Source organism: Pseudomonas abyssi (genome assembly GCF_002307495.1).
GTDB lineage: Bacteria > Pseudomonadota > Gammaproteobacteria > Pseudomonadales > Pseudomonadaceae > Halopseudomonas > Halopseudomonas abyssi.
The window spans coordinates 16,402-33,177 of the sequence record NZ_NTMR01000010.1; the positions used below are offsets into that span (position 1 = coordinate 16,402).

17 protein-coding genes are annotated in these 16,776 nt (G+C 64.1%); 6 read left to right on the forward strand and 11 right to left on the reverse strand.

Annotated features, from left to right (window positions below):
* Nucleotides 1-103: 103 nt before the first annotated feature.
* From CNQ84_RS07900 to rpe, 8 genes are all read right to left on the reverse strand, one after another.
* Nucleotides 104-679, reverse strand: a complete 576-nt coding sequence (locus CNQ84_RS07900) for a YceI family protein (RefSeq protein WP_096004348.1) — start codon at nt 677-679, stop codon at nt 104-106.
* Nucleotides 676-1,251, reverse strand: coding sequence for a cytochrome b (locus tag CNQ84_RS07905; RefSeq protein ID WP_096004349.1), 576 nt, complete (start codon nt 1,249-1,251; stop codon nt 676-678). The genes CNQ84_RS07900 and CNQ84_RS07905 overlap by 4 nt, the downstream gene beginning before the upstream one ends.
* 173 nt (nt 1,252-1,424) lie before the next feature.
* The gene (gene trpC, locus CNQ84_RS07910) at nt 1,425-2,219 is read right to left on the reverse strand and encodes an indole-3-glycerol phosphate synthase TrpC (protein WP_096004350.1); all 795 of its coding nucleotides are present in this window, start codon (nt 2,217-2,219) and stop codon (nt 1,425-1,427) included.
* Nucleotides 2,216-3,262: an anthranilate phosphoribosyltransferase gene (trpD, locus tag CNQ84_RS07915; RefSeq protein ID WP_096004351.1), complete on the reverse strand. Its 1,047-nt coding sequence runs from the start codon at nt 3,260-3,262 to the stop codon at nt 2,216-2,218. The genes trpC and trpD overlap by 4 nt, the downstream gene beginning before the upstream one ends.
* Nucleotides 3,263-3,280: 18 nt before the next feature.
* Entirely contained in the window at nt 3,281-3,877 is a 597-nt protein-coding gene (locus CNQ84_RS07920; protein ID WP_096004352.1) for an aminodeoxychorismate/anthranilate synthase component II, read from the reverse strand.
* A 12-nt stretch (nt 3,878-3,889) separates the two neighbouring features.
* Nucleotides 3,890-5,368, reverse strand: a complete 1,479-nt coding sequence (gene trpE / locus CNQ84_RS07925) for an anthranilate synthase component I (protein WP_096004353.1) — start codon at nt 5,366-5,368, stop codon at nt 3,890-3,892.
* Between the two features lie 176 nt (nt 5,369-5,544).
* Nucleotides 5,545-6,222 (reverse strand): phosphoglycolate phosphatase, encoded by a 678-nt coding sequence (locus tag CNQ84_RS07930; RefSeq protein WP_096004354.1) that lies wholly within the window; start codon nt 6,220-6,222, stop codon nt 5,545-5,547.
* A gap of 1 nt (nt 6,223) precedes the next feature.
* Nucleotides 6,224-6,898 carry a ribulose-phosphate 3-epimerase gene (gene rpe, locus CNQ84_RS07935; RefSeq protein WP_096004355.1) on the reverse strand — a complete coding sequence of 225 codons (675 nt, stop codon included), beginning with the start codon at nt 6,896-6,898 and terminating at the stop codon, nt 6,224-6,226.
* Between the two features lie 139 nt (nt 6,899-7,037).
* On the opposite strand from rpe, the gene CNQ84_RS07940 reads away from it, so the two are divergent.
* A complete protein-coding gene (locus CNQ84_RS07940) occupies nt 7,038-8,012 on the forward strand; it encodes a DUF3530 family protein (RefSeq protein ID WP_165771250.1) in 975 nt (324 codons plus the stop codon).
* A gap of 22 nt (nt 8,013-8,034) precedes the next feature.
* Here CNQ84_RS07940 and CNQ84_RS07945 read toward each other — a convergent pair whose 3' ends face one another.
* Genes CNQ84_RS07945 through CNQ84_RS07955 form a run of 3 tightly spaced genes read right to left on the reverse strand, consistent with a single transcriptional unit; the run spans nt 8,035 to nt 10,558 of the window.
* Nucleotides 8,035-8,823 (reverse strand): DnaJ domain-containing protein, encoded by a 789-nt coding sequence (locus CNQ84_RS07945; protein WP_096004357.1) that lies wholly within the window; start codon nt 8,821-8,823, stop codon nt 8,035-8,037.
* Between the two features lie 2 nt (nt 8,824-8,825).
* Entirely contained in the window at nt 8,826-9,491 is a 666-nt protein-coding gene (murU, locus tag CNQ84_RS07950) for an N-acetylmuramate alpha-1-phosphate uridylyltransferase MurU (RefSeq protein WP_096004358.1), read from the reverse strand.
* A complete protein-coding gene (locus CNQ84_RS07955) occupies nt 9,488-10,558 on the reverse strand; it encodes an aminoglycoside phosphotransferase family protein (RefSeq protein ID WP_217350073.1) in 1,071 nt (356 codons plus the stop codon). Before CNQ84_RS07955 ends, murU begins: the two co-directional genes overlap by 4 nt.
* A 114-nt stretch (nt 10,559-10,672) precedes the next feature.
* Between CNQ84_RS07955 and CNQ84_RS07960 the strand changes: the two genes are divergently transcribed.
* The 5 genes from CNQ84_RS07960 to apaG are packed head-to-tail and all read left to right on the forward strand — an operon-like array spanning nt 10,673 to nt 16,772.
* Nucleotides 10,673-13,327, forward strand: coding sequence for an LPS-assembly protein LptD (locus CNQ84_RS07960; RefSeq protein ID WP_096004359.1), 2,655 nt, complete (start codon nt 10,673-10,675; stop codon nt 13,325-13,327).
* A complete protein-coding gene (locus tag CNQ84_RS07965) occupies nt 13,317-14,606 on the forward strand; it encodes a peptidylprolyl isomerase (RefSeq protein WP_096004360.1) in 1,290 nt (429 codons plus the stop codon). The genes CNQ84_RS07960 and CNQ84_RS07965 overlap by 11 nt, the downstream gene beginning before the upstream one ends.
* Nucleotides 14,603-15,595 (forward strand): 4-hydroxythreonine-4-phosphate dehydrogenase PdxA, encoded by a 993-nt coding sequence (pdxA, locus tag CNQ84_RS07970; RefSeq protein ID WP_096004361.1) that lies wholly within the window; start codon nt 14,603-14,605, stop codon nt 15,593-15,595. Before CNQ84_RS07965 ends, pdxA begins: the two co-directional genes overlap by 4 nt.
* Nucleotides 15,592-16,401 (forward strand): 16S rRNA (adenine(1518)-N(6)/adenine(1519)-N(6))-dimethyltransferase RsmA, encoded by an 810-nt coding sequence (rsmA, locus tag CNQ84_RS07975; protein WP_096004362.1) that lies wholly within the window; start codon nt 15,592-15,594, stop codon nt 16,399-16,401. The genes pdxA and rsmA overlap by 4 nt, the downstream gene beginning before the upstream one ends.
* Entirely contained in the window at nt 16,398-16,772 is a 375-nt protein-coding gene (gene apaG / locus CNQ84_RS07980; protein ID WP_096004363.1) for a Co2+/Mg2+ efflux protein ApaG, read from the forward strand. Before rsmA ends, apaG begins: the two co-directional genes overlap by 4 nt.
* Nucleotides 16,773-16,776: the final 4 nt, after the last annotated feature.

The following is a 16,776-nucleotide window of genomic DNA, read 5'->3' on the forward strand; positions in this document are numbered from 1 at the left end:
CGATGGAGCCCCGCACGGGTTTTGCTTGCAGCTTGAAGCTTGCCGCTTGCAGCTAAAAAAAAGGGGCCCGAAGGCCCCTGAGCACACATGAAGCTTGTTGCGATTACTGGCGCACACCTTCCACCGTCAGGATCAGCTCGACGGTTTCCGAGGCAGGCCCCAGGTTGTAGTCGATGCCGAAGTCAGCCAGTTTGAGCGTGGTGGTGGCATCAAAGCCGGCGCGGTAGCCGCCCCAGGGGTCCTCACCTTCACCGATAAAATTGGCGTCCAGAACCACCGGCTTGGTTACCCCGTTCAGGGTCAGATCGCCAGTGACCTTGGCGCTATTGTCGCCAGTCACTTCGACACCGGTCGAGGTAAAGGTGGCCGTCGCATTCTCGGAGACATTGAGGAAGTCTTCGCCACGGATATGTTTGTCGCGCTCGGCGTGGTTGGTATCAACACTCTCGGTGTTGACGGTCACGTTGATCGCGCTGGCCTCGGGCTTGTCGGCATCCCAGCTGAAGGTGCCGTCAAAGTCGTTGAAACGGCCATACACCCAGCTATAGCCCAAGTGGCTGATCTTGAAGTTGATCGAGGCGTGCTGCCCCTGCTTGTCGATCTGATAATCGGCCGCCTGGGCCAGGCCGGCGGCCAACATCAGGCTGCCCAGGGTGGTCGCTGCAATCAGCTTTTTCATTTGCGGTTCTCCGTTGCGTTGGGCAGCCGCATGCCAAGCATGCGCCGCAGGGTATTGTCCTTATCGATGAAGTGGTGCTTTAGCGCACCCAGCGCGTGCACACCCGCCACGCCCAGCAGCCCCAGAGCCAACCAGTAGTGCACGGCACCTGCCCGCTGAGCCTGATCCGGCAGATTGCTGATCAGCGCCGGTACCTCAACCCAGCCAAACAGACTGACACCACGCCCCTTGGCCGTCGAGATCAGATAGCCGCTGATCACAATCAGCAGCATGGCGGCATACATCAGCCACTGCGCCCCGGCCGCCAGACGCCGCTCCCAGCGCTGGTGACTCGCCACATGCGCAGGCGACGGCGTCGCCGCGCGCCAGATCAGCCGCAGCACCAGCAGCGCCGCAAACACCAGGCCGATGCTTTTGTGCCAAAACGGCGCACTGGTGTAGTAGGGGCTGTAATAAGTCAGGCTGGTCATCCACAGACCGAGCGCAGTCAGGCCGATCACCGCCAGCGCCATTAGCCAGTGCAGGCTGCCGGTAACCAGACCAAATCTGTCGTTAGTGTTGCGCCACTGCATCATTACCTCACTGTCGATGGAGCGATAATCCCATCGGCTCAGTTCGATAAAAAGCGCAAAAATTGGTTCACACCAAACAGGTTTCTCGATATTTCACCCAGCGCAAACGCGCTACTTTCCGGCACAAAAAAACCTCCCGAAGGAGGTTTTCTGTCAGCGCAAGCCACCGCGCATCAGAAGAACAGACGCTTGAGCTCCTGCCCTGGATTACCGGCCCGCATAAAGGCCTCGCCAACCAGAAAGCCATAGACCTCATGCGCCAGCATCAGCTCGACGTCCGCCCGGTGCAAAATGCCGCTCTCGGTCACCAGGGTCTTCTCACGCGGGATCTGCGGCAGCAGCTCCAGCGTGGTATCCAGTGTCAGCTCGAAGGTATGCAGGTTGCGGTTGTTGATGCCGATCAGCGGCGTATCCAGCTTGAGACCGCGCTCCAGCTCGGCGCCGTCATGTACCTCCACCAGCACGTCCAATCCCTGCTGACGGGCAGTGGCGGCCAGCTCGTTCATCTGCCCATCATCCAGGCAGGCCGCGATCAGCAGCACGCAATCGGCGCCCAGCGCACGGGCCTCGACGATCTGATACGGGTCCACCATAAAGTCCTTGCGGATCACCGGCAATGCGCAGGCGGCGCGCGCCTGCTGCAGGTAATCGTCGTGCCCCTGAAAGAAGTCCACATCGGTCAGTACCGACAGGCAGGCTGCACCACCGGCTTCATAGCTGACGGCAATCTCGGCCGGATCAAAATGCTCACGCAGCACGCCCTTGCTCGGCGATGCCTTCTTGATCTCGGCAATCACGCCTGGGCGACGCGCTGCTGCAGCGTTCCGAAGGGCCTTGGCAAAGCCGCGGGTGGGCGGCGCAGCCGCTGCCAGCTGCTCCAGCTCGGCCAGACTGCGCTGCTTCAGTCGCTCAGCCACTTCCTCGTGCTTGCGCGCAACAATGGTCTGCAAGATGGTCGGCACGCTCATTGTGCTGCTTCCTCCCGGAATACCTCGGTAAAGGCGATGAGTTCGTTGAGTTTTTCCCGCGCCAGCCCGGAGTAAAGCGCATCGGAGGCAAGCTTCACGCCTTCGAGCAGGCTGGTGGCGTGATCCGCCGCGTACAGTGCCGCGCCAGCATTGAGAATGATGATATCGGCAGCCTTCTCGCCCGCCTCGGTTTCACGTTTGCCGAGCGCGTCGCGAATCAGCTTGAGCGAGGCAGTCGAGTCCTCGACTGTCAGGCCGATCAGCGAGCGACTCTTGATGCCCAGCTCTTCCGGGCTGACATCGTATTCGCGTACTTCACCGTCTTTCAGCTCGGCGATGTGGCTGGTCGCCGCCAGGCTCAGTTCGTCCAGGCCATCCTTGGAGTGCACCACCAGCACGTGCTCGCTACCGAGACGCTTGAGCACCTCGGCAATCGGCCGGCACAGCGCCTGGGTGAACACACCGATGACCTGATGCTTGACCCCGGCCGGGTTGGTCATCGGGCCGAGCATGTTGAAGAGGGTGCGCATACCCAGCTCGCGGCGCGGGCCGATGGCGTGCTGCATCGCGCCGTGATGAGCCGGGGCGAACATAAAGCCGACGCCGACGCTTTCCACACAGCGGGCAACCTGCTCGGGCGTCAGATTGAGGTTCACGCCTGCTGCCTCCAGCAGGTCGGCACTGCCGCTCTTGCCGGATACCGCCCGGTTGCCGTGCTTGGCGACCTTGCCGCCAGCAGCGGCTACCACCAGCGCTGCGGCGGTCGACACGTTAAAGATATTGGCGCCGTCACCGCCGGTGCCGCAGGTATCGACCAGCCGCTCGCCGCTGATCTGCACCCCGGAAGCCAGCTCGCGCATGACCATGGCCGCGCCGGTAATTTCGTCGAGGGTTTCACTCTTCATGCGCAGGGCAACCAGAAAGCCGCCAATCTGTGCGTCGGTGCACTGGCCGGTCATGATCTGGCGCATGACGTCCTGCATTTCCTCGGTGGACAGATCCAGTTGATCGACCACCTTGCCGAGGGCTGTCTTGATATCCATGCCGTCTCTCCTTGCTGATCAGCGGCGCAGGCCGCCCTGCTGCTTGAGGAAGTTTGCGAGCATCTCGTGCCCCTGTTCGGACAGGATCGACTCGGGATGGAACTGCACGCCCTCGATCATGTATTCGCGGTGGCGCACGCCCATGATTTCGTCAACGCTGCCGTCTTCATGCTGGGTCCAGGCGGTCAGCTCCAGGCAGTCGGGCAGCGTATCGCGGCTGACTACCAGCGAGTGGTAGCGGGTCACGGTCAGCGGGTTGTTCAGGCCGGCAAACACCCCCAAGCCTTCATGGTAGACCGGACTGGTCTTGCCGTGCATGACCTGACGGGCGCGCACCACATCACCGCCAAAGGCCTGACCGATACTCTGGTGGCCCAGGCAAATGCCGAGAATCGGCAGCTTGCCGGCAAAGTGCTTGAGCACCGGCACCGACACACCCGCCTCGTTGGGCGTGCACGGACCAGGTGAAACAACGATGCGCTCGGGATTGAGGGCTTCGATCTCGGCGACGGTCAGTTCGTCGTTGCGTACCACCTTGACGTCGGCACCCAGTTCACCAAGGTACTGCACCACGTTGTAGGTAAAGGAGTCGTAGTTATCGATCATCAGCAGCATGGCTTTTCTCCTTTACCGGGCCGATTGTTCAGCGAGGGCAATCGCACGGAACATGGCGCGACGCTTGTTGATGGTCTCTTCCCACTCCAGCGCGGGTACCGAGTCAGCCACAATGCCGCCACCAGCCTGTACGTGCAGTTCGCCATCCTTGATCACCGCGGTACGAATCGCGATGGCCGTGTCCATATTGCCGTTCCACGCCCAGTAACCGACCGCGCCGCCGTAGACGCCGCGCTTGACCGGCTCCAGCTCGTCGATGATCTCCATCGCGCGAATTTTCGGCGCGCCGGACAGGGTGCCCGCGGGCAGGATGGCGCGCAGCGCGTCCATTGCGGTCAGTTCCGGCTTGAGCTGGCCCTGTACGTTGGAGACGATGTGCATGACGTTGGAATAACGCTCGATGACCATCTTCTCGGTCACCTTGACCTTGCCGATCTCGGCCACACGACCAACATCGTTACGGCCTAGGTCGATCAGCATCAGGTGCTCGGCGATTTCCTTGGCGTCGGACAGCAGGTCCTGCTCCAGCGCCAGATCGGCTTCTTCGGTCGCGCCGCGCGGGCGGGTGCCGGCGATCGGACGTACCGTTACTTCACCCTCTTCGACACGGACCAGCACCTCCGGAGAGCTGCCCACCACGTGGAAGTCGCCGAAGTTGAAGAAGTACATGTAAGGCGTCGGGTTCTGGCTGCGCAGCGCCCGGTACAGATCAATCGGCTCGGCCTTGAAGTCGATGCTCATGCGCTGGGACGGCACCACCTGCATGCAGTCACCGGCAAGGATGTATTCCTTGATGGTGTCGACCGCCCGCTCGTAATCCTCACGGGTGAAACTGGCGCGGTACTCCAGGTCGGTGTCGACCGGCGCTGCCAGATCGATCAGCTTGCGCGCCGGGGTCGGCAGGCGCAGTTGCTCAAGCAGTTGGTCCAGTCGGGCATTGGCCTGTTCAAAGGCATCGTCGGCGCTGGGGTCGGCCAGCACGATGGCGTGCAGCTTGCCAGCCAGGTTATCGAATACGACAACCTCATCGGACACCATCAGCAGGATGTCGGGCGTGCCCAGCACGTCCGGATTGACGGTGGCCGCCAGACGCGGCTCAACATAGCGCACGCAGTCGTAACCAAAGTAGCCAACCAGCCCACCATTGAAGCGCGGCAGACCCGGAATGCTCGGCACCCGATAACGGGCCTTGAAGGTCTCGACGAAATCCAGCGGGTCGGCACATTCGTGACGCTCCTGCTCGACACCGTCGACCAGCACGGTGGCAGTATGGCCATCGACGCGCAGCACGGTGCGGGCCGGCAGGCCGATGATGGAATAACGGCCCCACTTCTCGCCGCCCTGTACCGACTCCAGCAGGTAGGAGTAGGCACCGTCGGCCAGTTTCAGATAGGTGGACAGCGGAGTTTCAAGATCTGCCAGCACCTCGCGTACAACGGGTACACGGTTGCAATCCTGGGCAGCCAGGCGAAGGAATTCGTCTCGGGTCATGATCAGCCTCAAAGGCAGGGTAAGTCATACGCAAACAGGGGTGCTCGCACACGAGGGCGAGCAGGGACAGTTCAGGTACGCCAACGCCAGCGGGCGAGCGCCTTGATAACTCTCATCAGTTTGCGGTTGCTGACAAACACGGCTGATCCATCACTGGAGGGGATACCCGAGCAAGCCTATATGAGCGCGTCAAGCGAATCAACCAGCAGGTCCGGGTTTTCCGTGGCGATCGATTGGCCATGATTGTAGCCATAGCTGACCGCGACCACCGGCACGCCCGCAGCTCTGGCGGCCAGCACATCGCTGCGCGAGTCGCCGACAAACAGCGCCTGGGCGGCACTCACCGCGGCTTGCTGCATGACCCAGTTGAGCGCGGCGGGGTCAGGCTTCTGCACGGGCAGCGTATCGCCGCCCACCAGCCAGCGAAAGTAACCGTCCAGCTGCTTGTCTGCCAGCAGCTCAGGCACAAAGCGACTCGGTTTGTTGGTGACCAGCGCCAGCGGCACCTGGTCCGCCTGCAACTGATCAAGCAAGGCGCGCACACCGGGGTAGACCGTGCTGCGCGAGTGATCGCCGGCGTAAGCCTCAAGAAACAGCGCCAGCGCCTGCTCGGTTGCCCCTTCATCTATATGCTCGTGCGCCATACCGCCCGCCAGCGCGCGACGCACCAGCACCCGCGCACCATTGCCGACCCAGTGACGCACCTGATCATCGCCAGCCGGATCTCGACCGAGCTGACGCAGCATGACATCGACGGCAGCAGCCAGGTCCGGCACAGAGTCGATCAGGGTGCCATCCAGATCGAACATCACCAGCTTTGGCAGTTCTCCAGCAAACAGATCGCGCAATAGCATCTCAGCGTTTTACCTGCGCCAGCTCCGCACGCATGCTGTCGATCACTGCCTTGTAGTCCGGTTTGTTGAAAATCGCCGAACCGGCAACAAAGGTATCGGCACCCGCTTCAGCGATAGCACGAATGTTCTGTTCGTTGACGCCACCGTCGATCTCCAGGCGAATATCACGACCGCTGGCGTCGATCAGCGCCCGCGCCTCGCGCAGCTTGTCGAGCGTGCCCGGGATGAACTTCTGGCCGCCAAAGCCCGGGTTGACGCTCATCAGCAGCACCATGTCGACTTTGTCCATCACGTACTTGAGCGCATCCAGCGAGGTTGCCGGGTTGAACACCAGACCGGCCTTGGCGCCGCCGTCCTTGATCAGCTGCAGCGAACGATCAATGTGCTCGGAGGCTTCCGGGTGGAAGGTGATGTAGCTGGCACCGGCCTCGAGAAAGTCGCCGATCAGACGATCCACCGGCTTGACCATCAGATGCACATCGATCGGTGCGGTAATGCCGTATTTGCGCAGCGCCGAGCAGACCATCGGGCCGATAGTCAGGTTGGGTACATAATGGTTATCCATGACATCGAAGTGCACGATATCGGCGCCGGCCGCCAGCACGCGGTCGACGTCTTCTCCGAGACGAGCAAAATCGGCAGACAGGATGGACGGCGCGATGGCGTAATCAGGCATGACAAACCTCGGTAAAAACGGACACGGAAAAGGTCGCCAGTGTACCGCATCCGCCGCTGTTATACTCGGCACAGACCCGAGCGCCGTATCGTCTACGGTCCAGCCGGATAACCTGCCAACCGCCCGACGGAACCTGCCCATGCGCCTGCCAGCCCTGATCGCGCTGCTCTGCCTCGCCAGCCACGCCGCCGCACAGGAACCATCTGCGCCAACACCGGACGCAGCGGCGGCCAGCGCGCCGAGCGAACGCGTCGACGCGCTGTCTCGCAACGTCCAGTATCGCAACGCACTGCAGCGCGAGATCCCGACCGACGAACAACGCCAGCTGGAGTTTAACGGCGAGTCTCTGTTTGGCCTGTTTCTGCCAGCGGCCCGACCTGAACCACTGGGCGGGGTACTGCTGATTGCCGGCTCCGGTGAGCACGCCGACTGGCCCGAGTTGATTGGTCCGGCGCGCCGCCAGCTGAGTGATGCCGGGTGGCACACGCTGGCTCTTACTCTGCCCGATGCACCGGACGGCCCGACCATCATCAGCCCGCCGATTGCCGACCCGGACAATCAGCCGCCAGGGGAAGCGCCCCCCGCCGCCGACCCGGCGCTGCTGGCCGGTAGCGAACCCGCTGATGCACCACCCGAGCCGCCCGTCAGCCTGGACTATGGCACCGCGGCCGGCGGCCTGATCAACGCCGCGCTGCAGGTACTGAAGGCTGAGGGCGCCGAGCAGATTACCCTGGTCGCCCGCCGCGACGCCGGCTACTGGGCGCTGCTGGCCACCGACAGCACCCCTGACGATCAACCACCGCAGGCAATGGTGCTGTACGAGGTGCGTCAGCCCGCTGCGGCCGAGCGCCCAAGCCTTGGCAGCCTGATGGAGGGGTGGGATAAGCCCATGCTCGAAATGCTCGACAGCAGCAGCGCCCTGGGCCAGGCGCACGCCGCAGCCCACCTGCGCATCGCCCGACGCGCCGGCCACAGCCGCTACCGACAACTGGATCTGGCACCGATTCAACGCTCGGCAGTGGCGCAGGAGATGATTGCCAAGCGGCTGCAGGGCTGGCTGGAAGCCAACTATCGGCCGGCCCAAGCCACGCCCGAAGCGAGCGAGGCGCCCTGAAGAACAGCCATCAAAAAGGGGGTTAGCGGAAGCCCTTGTGCCGACGCAGGAGCTCGTACGCCTCCTGAATCTGGCGGATACGCTCACCCGCATTGCCCTGCTCGGTACGACCCGCGCCGCGGGCGGCCAGCTTATCAGGGTGATGCAGACTGAGTTGTCGACGGTAGGCCCGCTTGATCACCTCCGGCGAGTCGTCCAGGTTAACCTTGAGCAGCGCCGCAGCGCGCTTCAGCGCGTCCTGCCGCGGGACGGCCGAGCGACTGCGCGGCGGCGCCTGCGTTCGCTGGTGGCGCTGGTGCATGCGCTGCTGCTCAGCCTGCCCCAGGCCCGCTTCGCCAGCCCAGACGAACAGCAGAGTGCGCACCTCCTCATTCAGCTGCCCCGAGACCACCGCCATGCGCCAGCTGCTGTCGAGCAGCTCGGCGGCGCGCGCCGGCTCGCGCTTGCGCAGAGCGCGCACCAGAGGGGCCAGATCACCGGCCGTCTTACCCTCGTTAAAGTCTCGCATGGCACGCAGTCGCGCCGCTTCATCCAGGCGATATTGCTGCATCAGATCACGCGCCAGCTGCAGATGCGCCTGACTGACGCGCCCACTGGCCTTGGCCAGGCGACCAAGACAGAGAAACAGCACGCGTTCAAAACCACTGTCACCCAGGCGCAGCTCGGCCAGACGGGCCGGCAGGTCTCGCCAGCGCCGCAAGCGCCAGTGACGGTCCAGCGCGTGTCCGACCACAGCGCCCAGCAGTGCACCGGGCAACGCGCCGCCCAGCCCCCCCACCAGCGCCCCCAATACCGTCACCGGCCAGAGCATGCTCAGACCCTCGCCTGCCGATCAGCGTCCGCCAGCCGCTCGGGTGTGCCGACGTCGATCCACGGGCCACGATAGTACTCGCCGCTGACCCGCCCCTGGTCCGCCGCCTGGCGCAACAACGGTGCTAGCGCAAAGGCCCCGTCGGGCTGGTCGACCAGCAGCGCCGGGTGCAACACCGCGATGCCGCTGTAGGTGAGGCCGCGCTGGTCGCTCGCAGGGTTACCGACCTCACCGTCGTGCAGCAGAAAGTCACCGTTCGGGTTGTGCGCGGGGTTGTCGATCAGCACCAGGTGGGCCAGCTTGCCGGGCGGCAGGCTCAGGTGGGCAAAATCAAACCGGGTCCAGACATCACCGTTGACCAGTACAAAAGGGCCATCGCCCAGTAACGGCAGCGCGCGACGGATGCCCCCACCGGTTTCCAGCGGTTCGCCCTCGGCGGACCAGCTGATCGCCACACCCAGCGCCGCACCGTCGCCAAAGAACGCTTCGATCTGCTCACCCAGCCAGGCGTGATTGATCACCAGTGACCGCAGGCCCGCGGCCGCCAGCGCCTCGATATGCCATTGCAGCAGCGGCTTGTCCGCCACCTTGAGCAGCGGTTTCGGGGTGTGCAGTGTCAGCGGACGCATGCGCTCGCCCTTGCCCGCCGCCAGGATCATCGCCTTCATGCCGCCGGCATCTCCAGGCTGTCCAGCAGCTCACTCAGCGGCTGCAGCCGCACATCCTCGGTACAGGCCTCACGCAGATAGCGGACAAAGCGCGGCGCGTCAGCCAGATAGTGCGGCTTGCCGTCACGGTGGCAGATGCGCGCAAAGATCCCCAGCACCTTGAGATGGCGCTGCACGCCCATCAGCCGGGCCTGATCCAGAAAGCTTTCCAGCTGCGCCGGCACCGGCAGAGCGGCAGCTGCTGCCTGCTGCCAATAGCGCGTCAACCATTGGCGCCGCTCGGCAGCCGACCAGCTGTAAAAGGCATCGGCAAACAGCGAGGTCACGTCGTAGCTGATCGGGCCGTAAAGCGCGTCCTGAAAGTCCAGCACACCGGGCTCGCCGTCCGCCACCATCAGGTTGCGCGGCATGTAGTCACGGTGCACATAGACCTGCGCCTCGCCCAGATTGCTGTCCAGCAGCAACTGCTGGAGGGCATCCCACAGGCGCTGCTCGTCGGGGCTAAACGCGCGCGCCAGCACCCGCGCAACATACCACTCGGGAAACAACGCCAGCTCACGGCGCAGCACCGCCTCATCATAATCAGGCAGCACACCGGGTCGACTGGCCTGCTGCCAGCGGATCAGACTGCCGATGGCGCCGGCGAACAGGCGCTCGCGCTCGGCGTCGCCGACGCCCTGTTGCAAGTACTGCAGATAGGTCTGGGCGCCCATGTCTTCGAGCAGCAGAAACCCCTGCTCCAGATCGTCGGCAAAGATACGCGGCACGCGCACACCCGCCGCCTGCAGCAAGCCGGTAATCCGCACAAAGGGCTCGCTGTTCTCGTGCGCCGGCGGCGCATCCATAATAATCAGGCTGCGCTCGCCCGCCTGCCAGCGAAAATAACGGCGAAAACTCGCATCGGCGCTGGCCGGTGCCAGCTCGCCCGCGGGCAAGTCGGCCCATTGCAGGGTCGCCGCTGCCTGGGGCAGCGCCCGGGTCAGCCATTGCTGCATCTGCTGCTGTCGTGAGTCCATCAATATCCCAATCTCGCCTATCGGTTGCCGTGCCAATTCGTACTCAGGCATCGCTCAATGCTTTATTATCCGTTATCTTGCTGCACTGACACAGCATGCAGATTGCATTCTCCTCGCACAAGGCGTCGCGAGCACGCACCGACTGGAAGCCCGGATAACGACATAATGGCCTACCGTACTCCACCCTTTCGCACTTCTTTTCCCATGTTGCTGGCCAGCTCCTTGCTGCTGGCCCAGCCACTGAGCGCTGTTGCCAATCAACAGGTACAGTGCCGCCCGTCCGGCAACAGCTGGGCTTGTGAACCCCTGCAGACCCGCGGCGAACTGCCGCCCCGGCCGCCGCGCCCGGCTCCAGCTCCTGCGCCGATCAGCGAGACCGTCGTAGCCGCAGCCGCTACCGGCGCCGGCCGCCCCACCGCCAGCACCGACTTCAGCCGCCTGGACTGGGTCCCGCGGGAACAGCTGAGTGCTGAGCAGCAGGCCGCCATTGCGCCCTACTGCGGCGGCGCCTATGTCGAACCGGAACGCACCGGCCGTGACGACCCGACACCGTTCGATCAACTGCCCGTCTACGCCTCGGCCGACAGCAGTCGCTTTGAGCAGGACAAGCAGACCGGCGTGCTACAAGGTGACGTTCTGCTGCGCCAGGGGCGCCTGCAGGCCCGCGCTGACCAGGCCAGTTTTGACCAGGCCAATGCCCAGGCCGTGCTGGAAGGCAACGTCCGCCTGCGCGACCAGGGCGTACTGGTGCTGGGCGACAGCGCATCCATGCGCATCGACAACGGCGAGACGCGTATCGACGGCGTCGAGTACGTCGTCCATGACGCCCGTGCCCGCGGCACCGCCAGCAAACTGATGCGCCGTGATGACGCCATCATCGTGATCAGCGAAGGCAGCTACACCACCTGCGAGCCGGGCCAGAACAGCTGGGCGCTGCACGGCGACGACATTGAGCTGGACCGCGAGAAAGGCTGGGGCGAAGCCCGTCACGTCACCCTGCGCGTCAAGGACGTGCCGGTGTTCTACACGCCGTATATATACTTCCCGATTGATGACCGTCGTCAGACCGGTCTGCTGCCGCCGAGTTTCAGTCACTCGACCGACAACGGCACCGAGATCGAAACGCCGTACTACATCAACATTGCGCCAAACTACGACGCCACCCTGTACCCGCGCTACCTCTCCGAGCGCGGCCTGCAGATGGAGGGCGACTTCCGCTACATGAAGCCGGACAACGAGGGCACGCTCACCGCCGCCTTCCTGGACGACAGCGAATATGGCAAAAACCGCTGGCTCTACGGCTGGCAGCACCAGGGCGGCCTGCAAAGCCGCTGGAGCACCGACGTCGAGTACGTCGACATCAGCGACCCCTTTTACTTCCAGGACCTGAACACCGCCCTGGAGGCCCGCTCAGACACCTATGTCAACCAGCGTGCCGGCGTCACCTACCGGGGTGACGGCTGGCGCTTCCGCGCTGGCGTGCATGCCTACGAGCTGGCCACCATCACCTCGCTGACGCCTTACGAGCGCCTGCCGCAGCTGCGCCTCGACGGCGCCAACTGGCTGGGCGATACCGGCCTGCGCTTCGGTTATGACCTGGAATACGCCTTCTTTGATCGCGACCTGGGCGACGGCTTCATCACCGGCCAGGACGGCATTCAGCTCGACAGCCTGGGCAACCCGATTCTGACCCCCGACGAAAACCTGACCGGCCTGCAACGCGCCACCGGTCACCGGGTCAGCATCAGCCCCAAACTCAGCTACCCCTGGCGCAACAGCTGGGCCTTTGTCACGCCCAGCGTGCGCACCCAGACCACCTACTACGACCTGGACTTCGACGCCCGCGCAGACGGCTTCAACTACGCCGATGCCAATACCACGCCGTCCAGCACCGTGCCGGTGGCCGCGCTGGATGCCGGCCTGTACTTCGACCGCCAGACCAGCTGGTTTGGCAAGGGCCTGCGTCAAACCCTGGAGCCGCGTGCCTTCTACCTGTACGCGCCGCACGAAGACCAGGACGAGCAGCCGCTGTTCGACACCAACCAGAACACCTTCAGCTACAACTCGCTGTTCCGCGACAACCGCTTCAGCGGCCGGGACCGCGTGGCCGATGCCAACCAGCTGTCGCTGGGCCTGACCAGCCGCGCGCTGGAGTCCAATGGCACCGAGCGTGCCCGCGCCAGCTTCGGCCAGGTTCTGTATTTCCGTGACCGCGAAGTCCAGATGCTGGACGCCAACGGCGTCGCGCGCAGCGCCGACACCTCTTCATCCTCCGCCTACGCCGCCGAGGTCATGTACCGGGTCAGCGACGCCTGGCGTGTCAACGGCGACATCATCTGGGATCCGGACGACAGCGGCAGCGACGCCGGCAGCGTCTTCGCTCATTACCAGCCCGAGCCACGCAAGGTGCTGAACATGGGCTATCGCTACCGCAACAACATCAACACCTACAACGCGCTGACCGGTACCTTCCAGCACGACCCCGACAGCCGTATCGACCAGTCCGACCTGTCGTTCATGTGGCCACTCAATCCGCAGTGGAGCCTGATCGGCCGCTGGCAGCACGACTTTGCCGACGATCGAACCCTCGAAGCCTTCGGTGGTCTGGAGTACGACAGCTGCTGCTGGAAACTGCGCGTGATCAACCGCTACTGGGTTGACTACAACGAGTTTGAATCGGTCGCCCGCGACGAATCCAACCGCGGCATTTTCCTGCAGGTGGTCCTCAAGGGCCTCGGCAGTGTCAGCGGCAACGAAGTACACAGCCTCCTCGACGAAGGCATTCCCGGTTACAGAGAGCGTGAAGATAATGCATTCTAAGTTTGTTACAGCCCTCAGCCTGTGTGCGGGCCTCCTGTTCAGCGCCACCAGCCAGGCGGCCGTCGAGCCCCTGGACCGGGTCGCCGCCATCGTCGACAACGACGTGGTCATGGCCAGCCAGGTCAATGAGCGGATGGCCTCGGTGCGCCAGCAACTGGCGCAGAACGGCGCTGAAGCGCCGGCCGAGAGCGAGCTGCGCAGCCAGGTACTCGACCGTCTGATCCTGGAAAGCATCCAGCTGCAGATGGGCGAACGCGCCGGCATGCAGATTGACGACGAATCGCTGAACCAAACCATGCAGCAGATCGCCGCCCGCAACGGTGCCACCCTGGAGCAGTTCCGCGCCGCGCTGGAGCGCGACGGCATCAGCTTTCAACAGGCCCGCGAGCAGATCCGCCGCGAGATGATCATCAACCGCGTACGTCAGCGCCGGGTCCGCGACAACATCCAGGTCAGCGATCAGGAAGTGCGCAACTTCCTCAACTCCGAGGTCGGCAAGTACCAGACTTCTGCTGATTTCCGCCTGGCGATGATCGTACTGCCGCTGGCAGAGAACGCCAGCCAGGCCGAGGTCGAGAAAGTCGGTCGCGCCGCCACCGATATCTACAACCAGCTGCAGCAGGGTGCGGACTTCAACACCCTGGCCGCCAGCCGTTCGGCCGGTGACACCGCGCTGGAAGGTGGCGAGCTGGGCTGGCGCAAGGCTGCCCAGCTGCCGGGCCCGTTTGCCTCAGCGGTCAACGCGCTGGAGATCGGCGGCATCACTCAGCCGATGCGCTCGCCGGCCGGCATCCACATTCTCAAGCTGCTGGACCGCCGTGGCGGTGAAGGTCAGATGATCGAGGAATTCCACGTTCGTCACATCCTGATCAAGCCGAGCGAAATTCGCACCGACGGCGAAGCCGCCCAACTGGCCCAGCGTATCTACGAGCGCATCCAGAATGGCGAATCCTTCGCCACCCTGGCCAAGTCCTACTCCGAGGATCCAGGCAGCGCGCTGAACGGCGGCGACCTGGACTGGGTGACACCGGACGCCATGACCCCGGAGTTCGGCGAGATGATCACCAGCACGCCGCTCAACACCCTCACCCAGCCGTTCCAGAGCCAGTTTGGCTGGCACATTCTGGAAGTGCTGGGGACTCGCGACGTCGACATGACCGACGAGATGCGTGAGCAGCAAGCTGCCAACCTGATCCGCAGCCGCAAGTACGAAGAAGAGCTGCAGACCTGGTTGCTGCAGATCCGCGACGAAGCCTACGTGGAGATCAAGAACGGGTGAGTCCGGCACGCCTGGCCATCACCGCCGGTGAACCGGCGGGTATCGGCCCCGACCTGTGCCTGATGCTGGCCCAGCAGCCAGCCAGCTGCGAGCGGGTGGTCATCGCCGATCCGCAGCTGCTGGAACAGCGCGGCGCCCAGCTGGGGCTACGCGTTGAGCTGCAGCCCTTTGACCCGGACGCGCTGCCGGCGGCCCAGGCCGCCGGCCAGCTCAGCGTGTTGCCCGTGTCCCTGGCAGCCGAATGCCGCCCGGGCGAGCTGAACCGCGCCAATGCAGCCTACGTACTGGACACCTTGCGCCTGGCCGGTGCCGGCGCGCTCAACGGCACCTTTGACGCCATTGTCACCGCACCGGTGCACAAGGGCATCATCAACGATGCCGGCGTGCCCTTTTCCGGGCATACCGAGTTCTTTGCCGAACAGACGGCCACCGAGCAGGTGGTGATGATGCTCGCCTGTCCCGGCCTGCGCGTTGCTCTGGCGACCACACACCTGCCCCTGCGACAGGTGGCCGACGCCATTACCGGGCCGCTGATCGAGCGCGTTATGCGCATTCTGCACACCGACCTGCTGAGCAAGTTCGGCATCGCCACGCCGCGCATCCTGGTCTGCGGCCTGAATCCGCACGCCGGTGAAGACGGGCACCTGGGGCGCGAAGAGCTGGACATCATCATCCCAGCACTGGAGCGCCTGCGCGCCGAAGGCATGCACCTGATCGGCCCGCTGCCCGCCGACACCCTGTTCACCCCCAAGCACCTGGAGCAGGCCGACGCCGTGCTGGCGATGTACCACGATCAAGGGCTGCCGGTGCTCAAACACAAGGGCTTTGGCAACGCCGTCAACATTACCCTGGGCCTGCCGATCATCCGCACATCCGTGGACCACGGCACGGCGCTTGACCTGGCCGGAACGGGTCAGGCCAACCCCGGCAGCCTGCAGGTTGCCCTCGATACCGCCATCCAGATGATCGCCGCCCGGAGGGCTGTATGAGTCAGTTTCCGCAACACAAGGCGCGCAAGCGCTTTGGCCAGAACTTCCTGCATGACGCCGGCGTCATCGACCGCATCGTCCGCTCGATTCGCCCGCGCGAAAGCGACCATCTGGTCGAGATCGGCCCCGGTCAGGGCGCCATTACCTCGGGTCTGCTGGCCAGTGGTGCACAGCTCGACGTGGTTGAGCTGGATAAGGACCTGCACCCGATACTGATGGGCCAGTTCGGTTTCCTTGAGCGCTTCCGTCTGCATAAGGGCGACGCCCTCAAGTTCAACTTCCGCGACCTCGCCACCCGGGGCGAGAAGCTGCGCGTGGTCGGCAACCTGCCCTACAACATTTCCACCCCGCTGATGTTCCACCTGCTGGCGCAATCGGACTGCATCGAAGACATGCACTTCATGCTGCAGAAGGAAGTGGTGCAGCGTCTGGCTGCCACCGCGGGCATGAACCATTACGGTCGTCTGGGCATCATGGTGCAGTACCACTGCCGCGTAGAACACCTGTTCGACGTTGGCCCCGGCGCCTTCAACCCGGCGCCCAAGGTCGACTCGGCCATCGTTCGCCTGGTGCCGCACGCCACCCTGCCGCATCCGGCTGACGACGCAGGCGTGCTGGAAGTGCTGGTACGCGACGCCTTCAACCAGCGCCGCAAGACCCTGCGCAATACCCTGAAGGCGCTGCTCACGGCTGAAGAGATCGAGGCCGAAGGCATCGACCCGGGCACCCGTCCCGAGCAGGTTGACCTGGCCGGCTTTGTCCGCCTGGCCAACCGCCTCACCCGCAAACAGGCGGCCAGCGCATGAGCGACTATGCCATCGCGGTGAATGTGCAGACCCGCTACCTGCCGGAACAGTCTGACCCGCAGAAAAAGCGCTTTGCCTTTGCCTACACTATCACCATCGCCAACCAGGGCTGTGTAGACGCCCAACTGCTGTACCGACACTGGCTGATTACCGATGGCAACAACAAGCAGCAACGGGTGGACGGCCCCGGTGTGGTCGGCGAACAACCCGTCATCGCCCCAGGCGCCAGCCACACGTACACCAGCGGCTGCCTGCTGGAGACGCCGGTGGGCACCATGGAAGGCAGTTACGACATGCGCGCCAGCGACGGGCACAGCTTCAGCGCCACCATCGCCCGCTTTCGCCTGGCCCAGCCACACGCACTGAATTGACGCT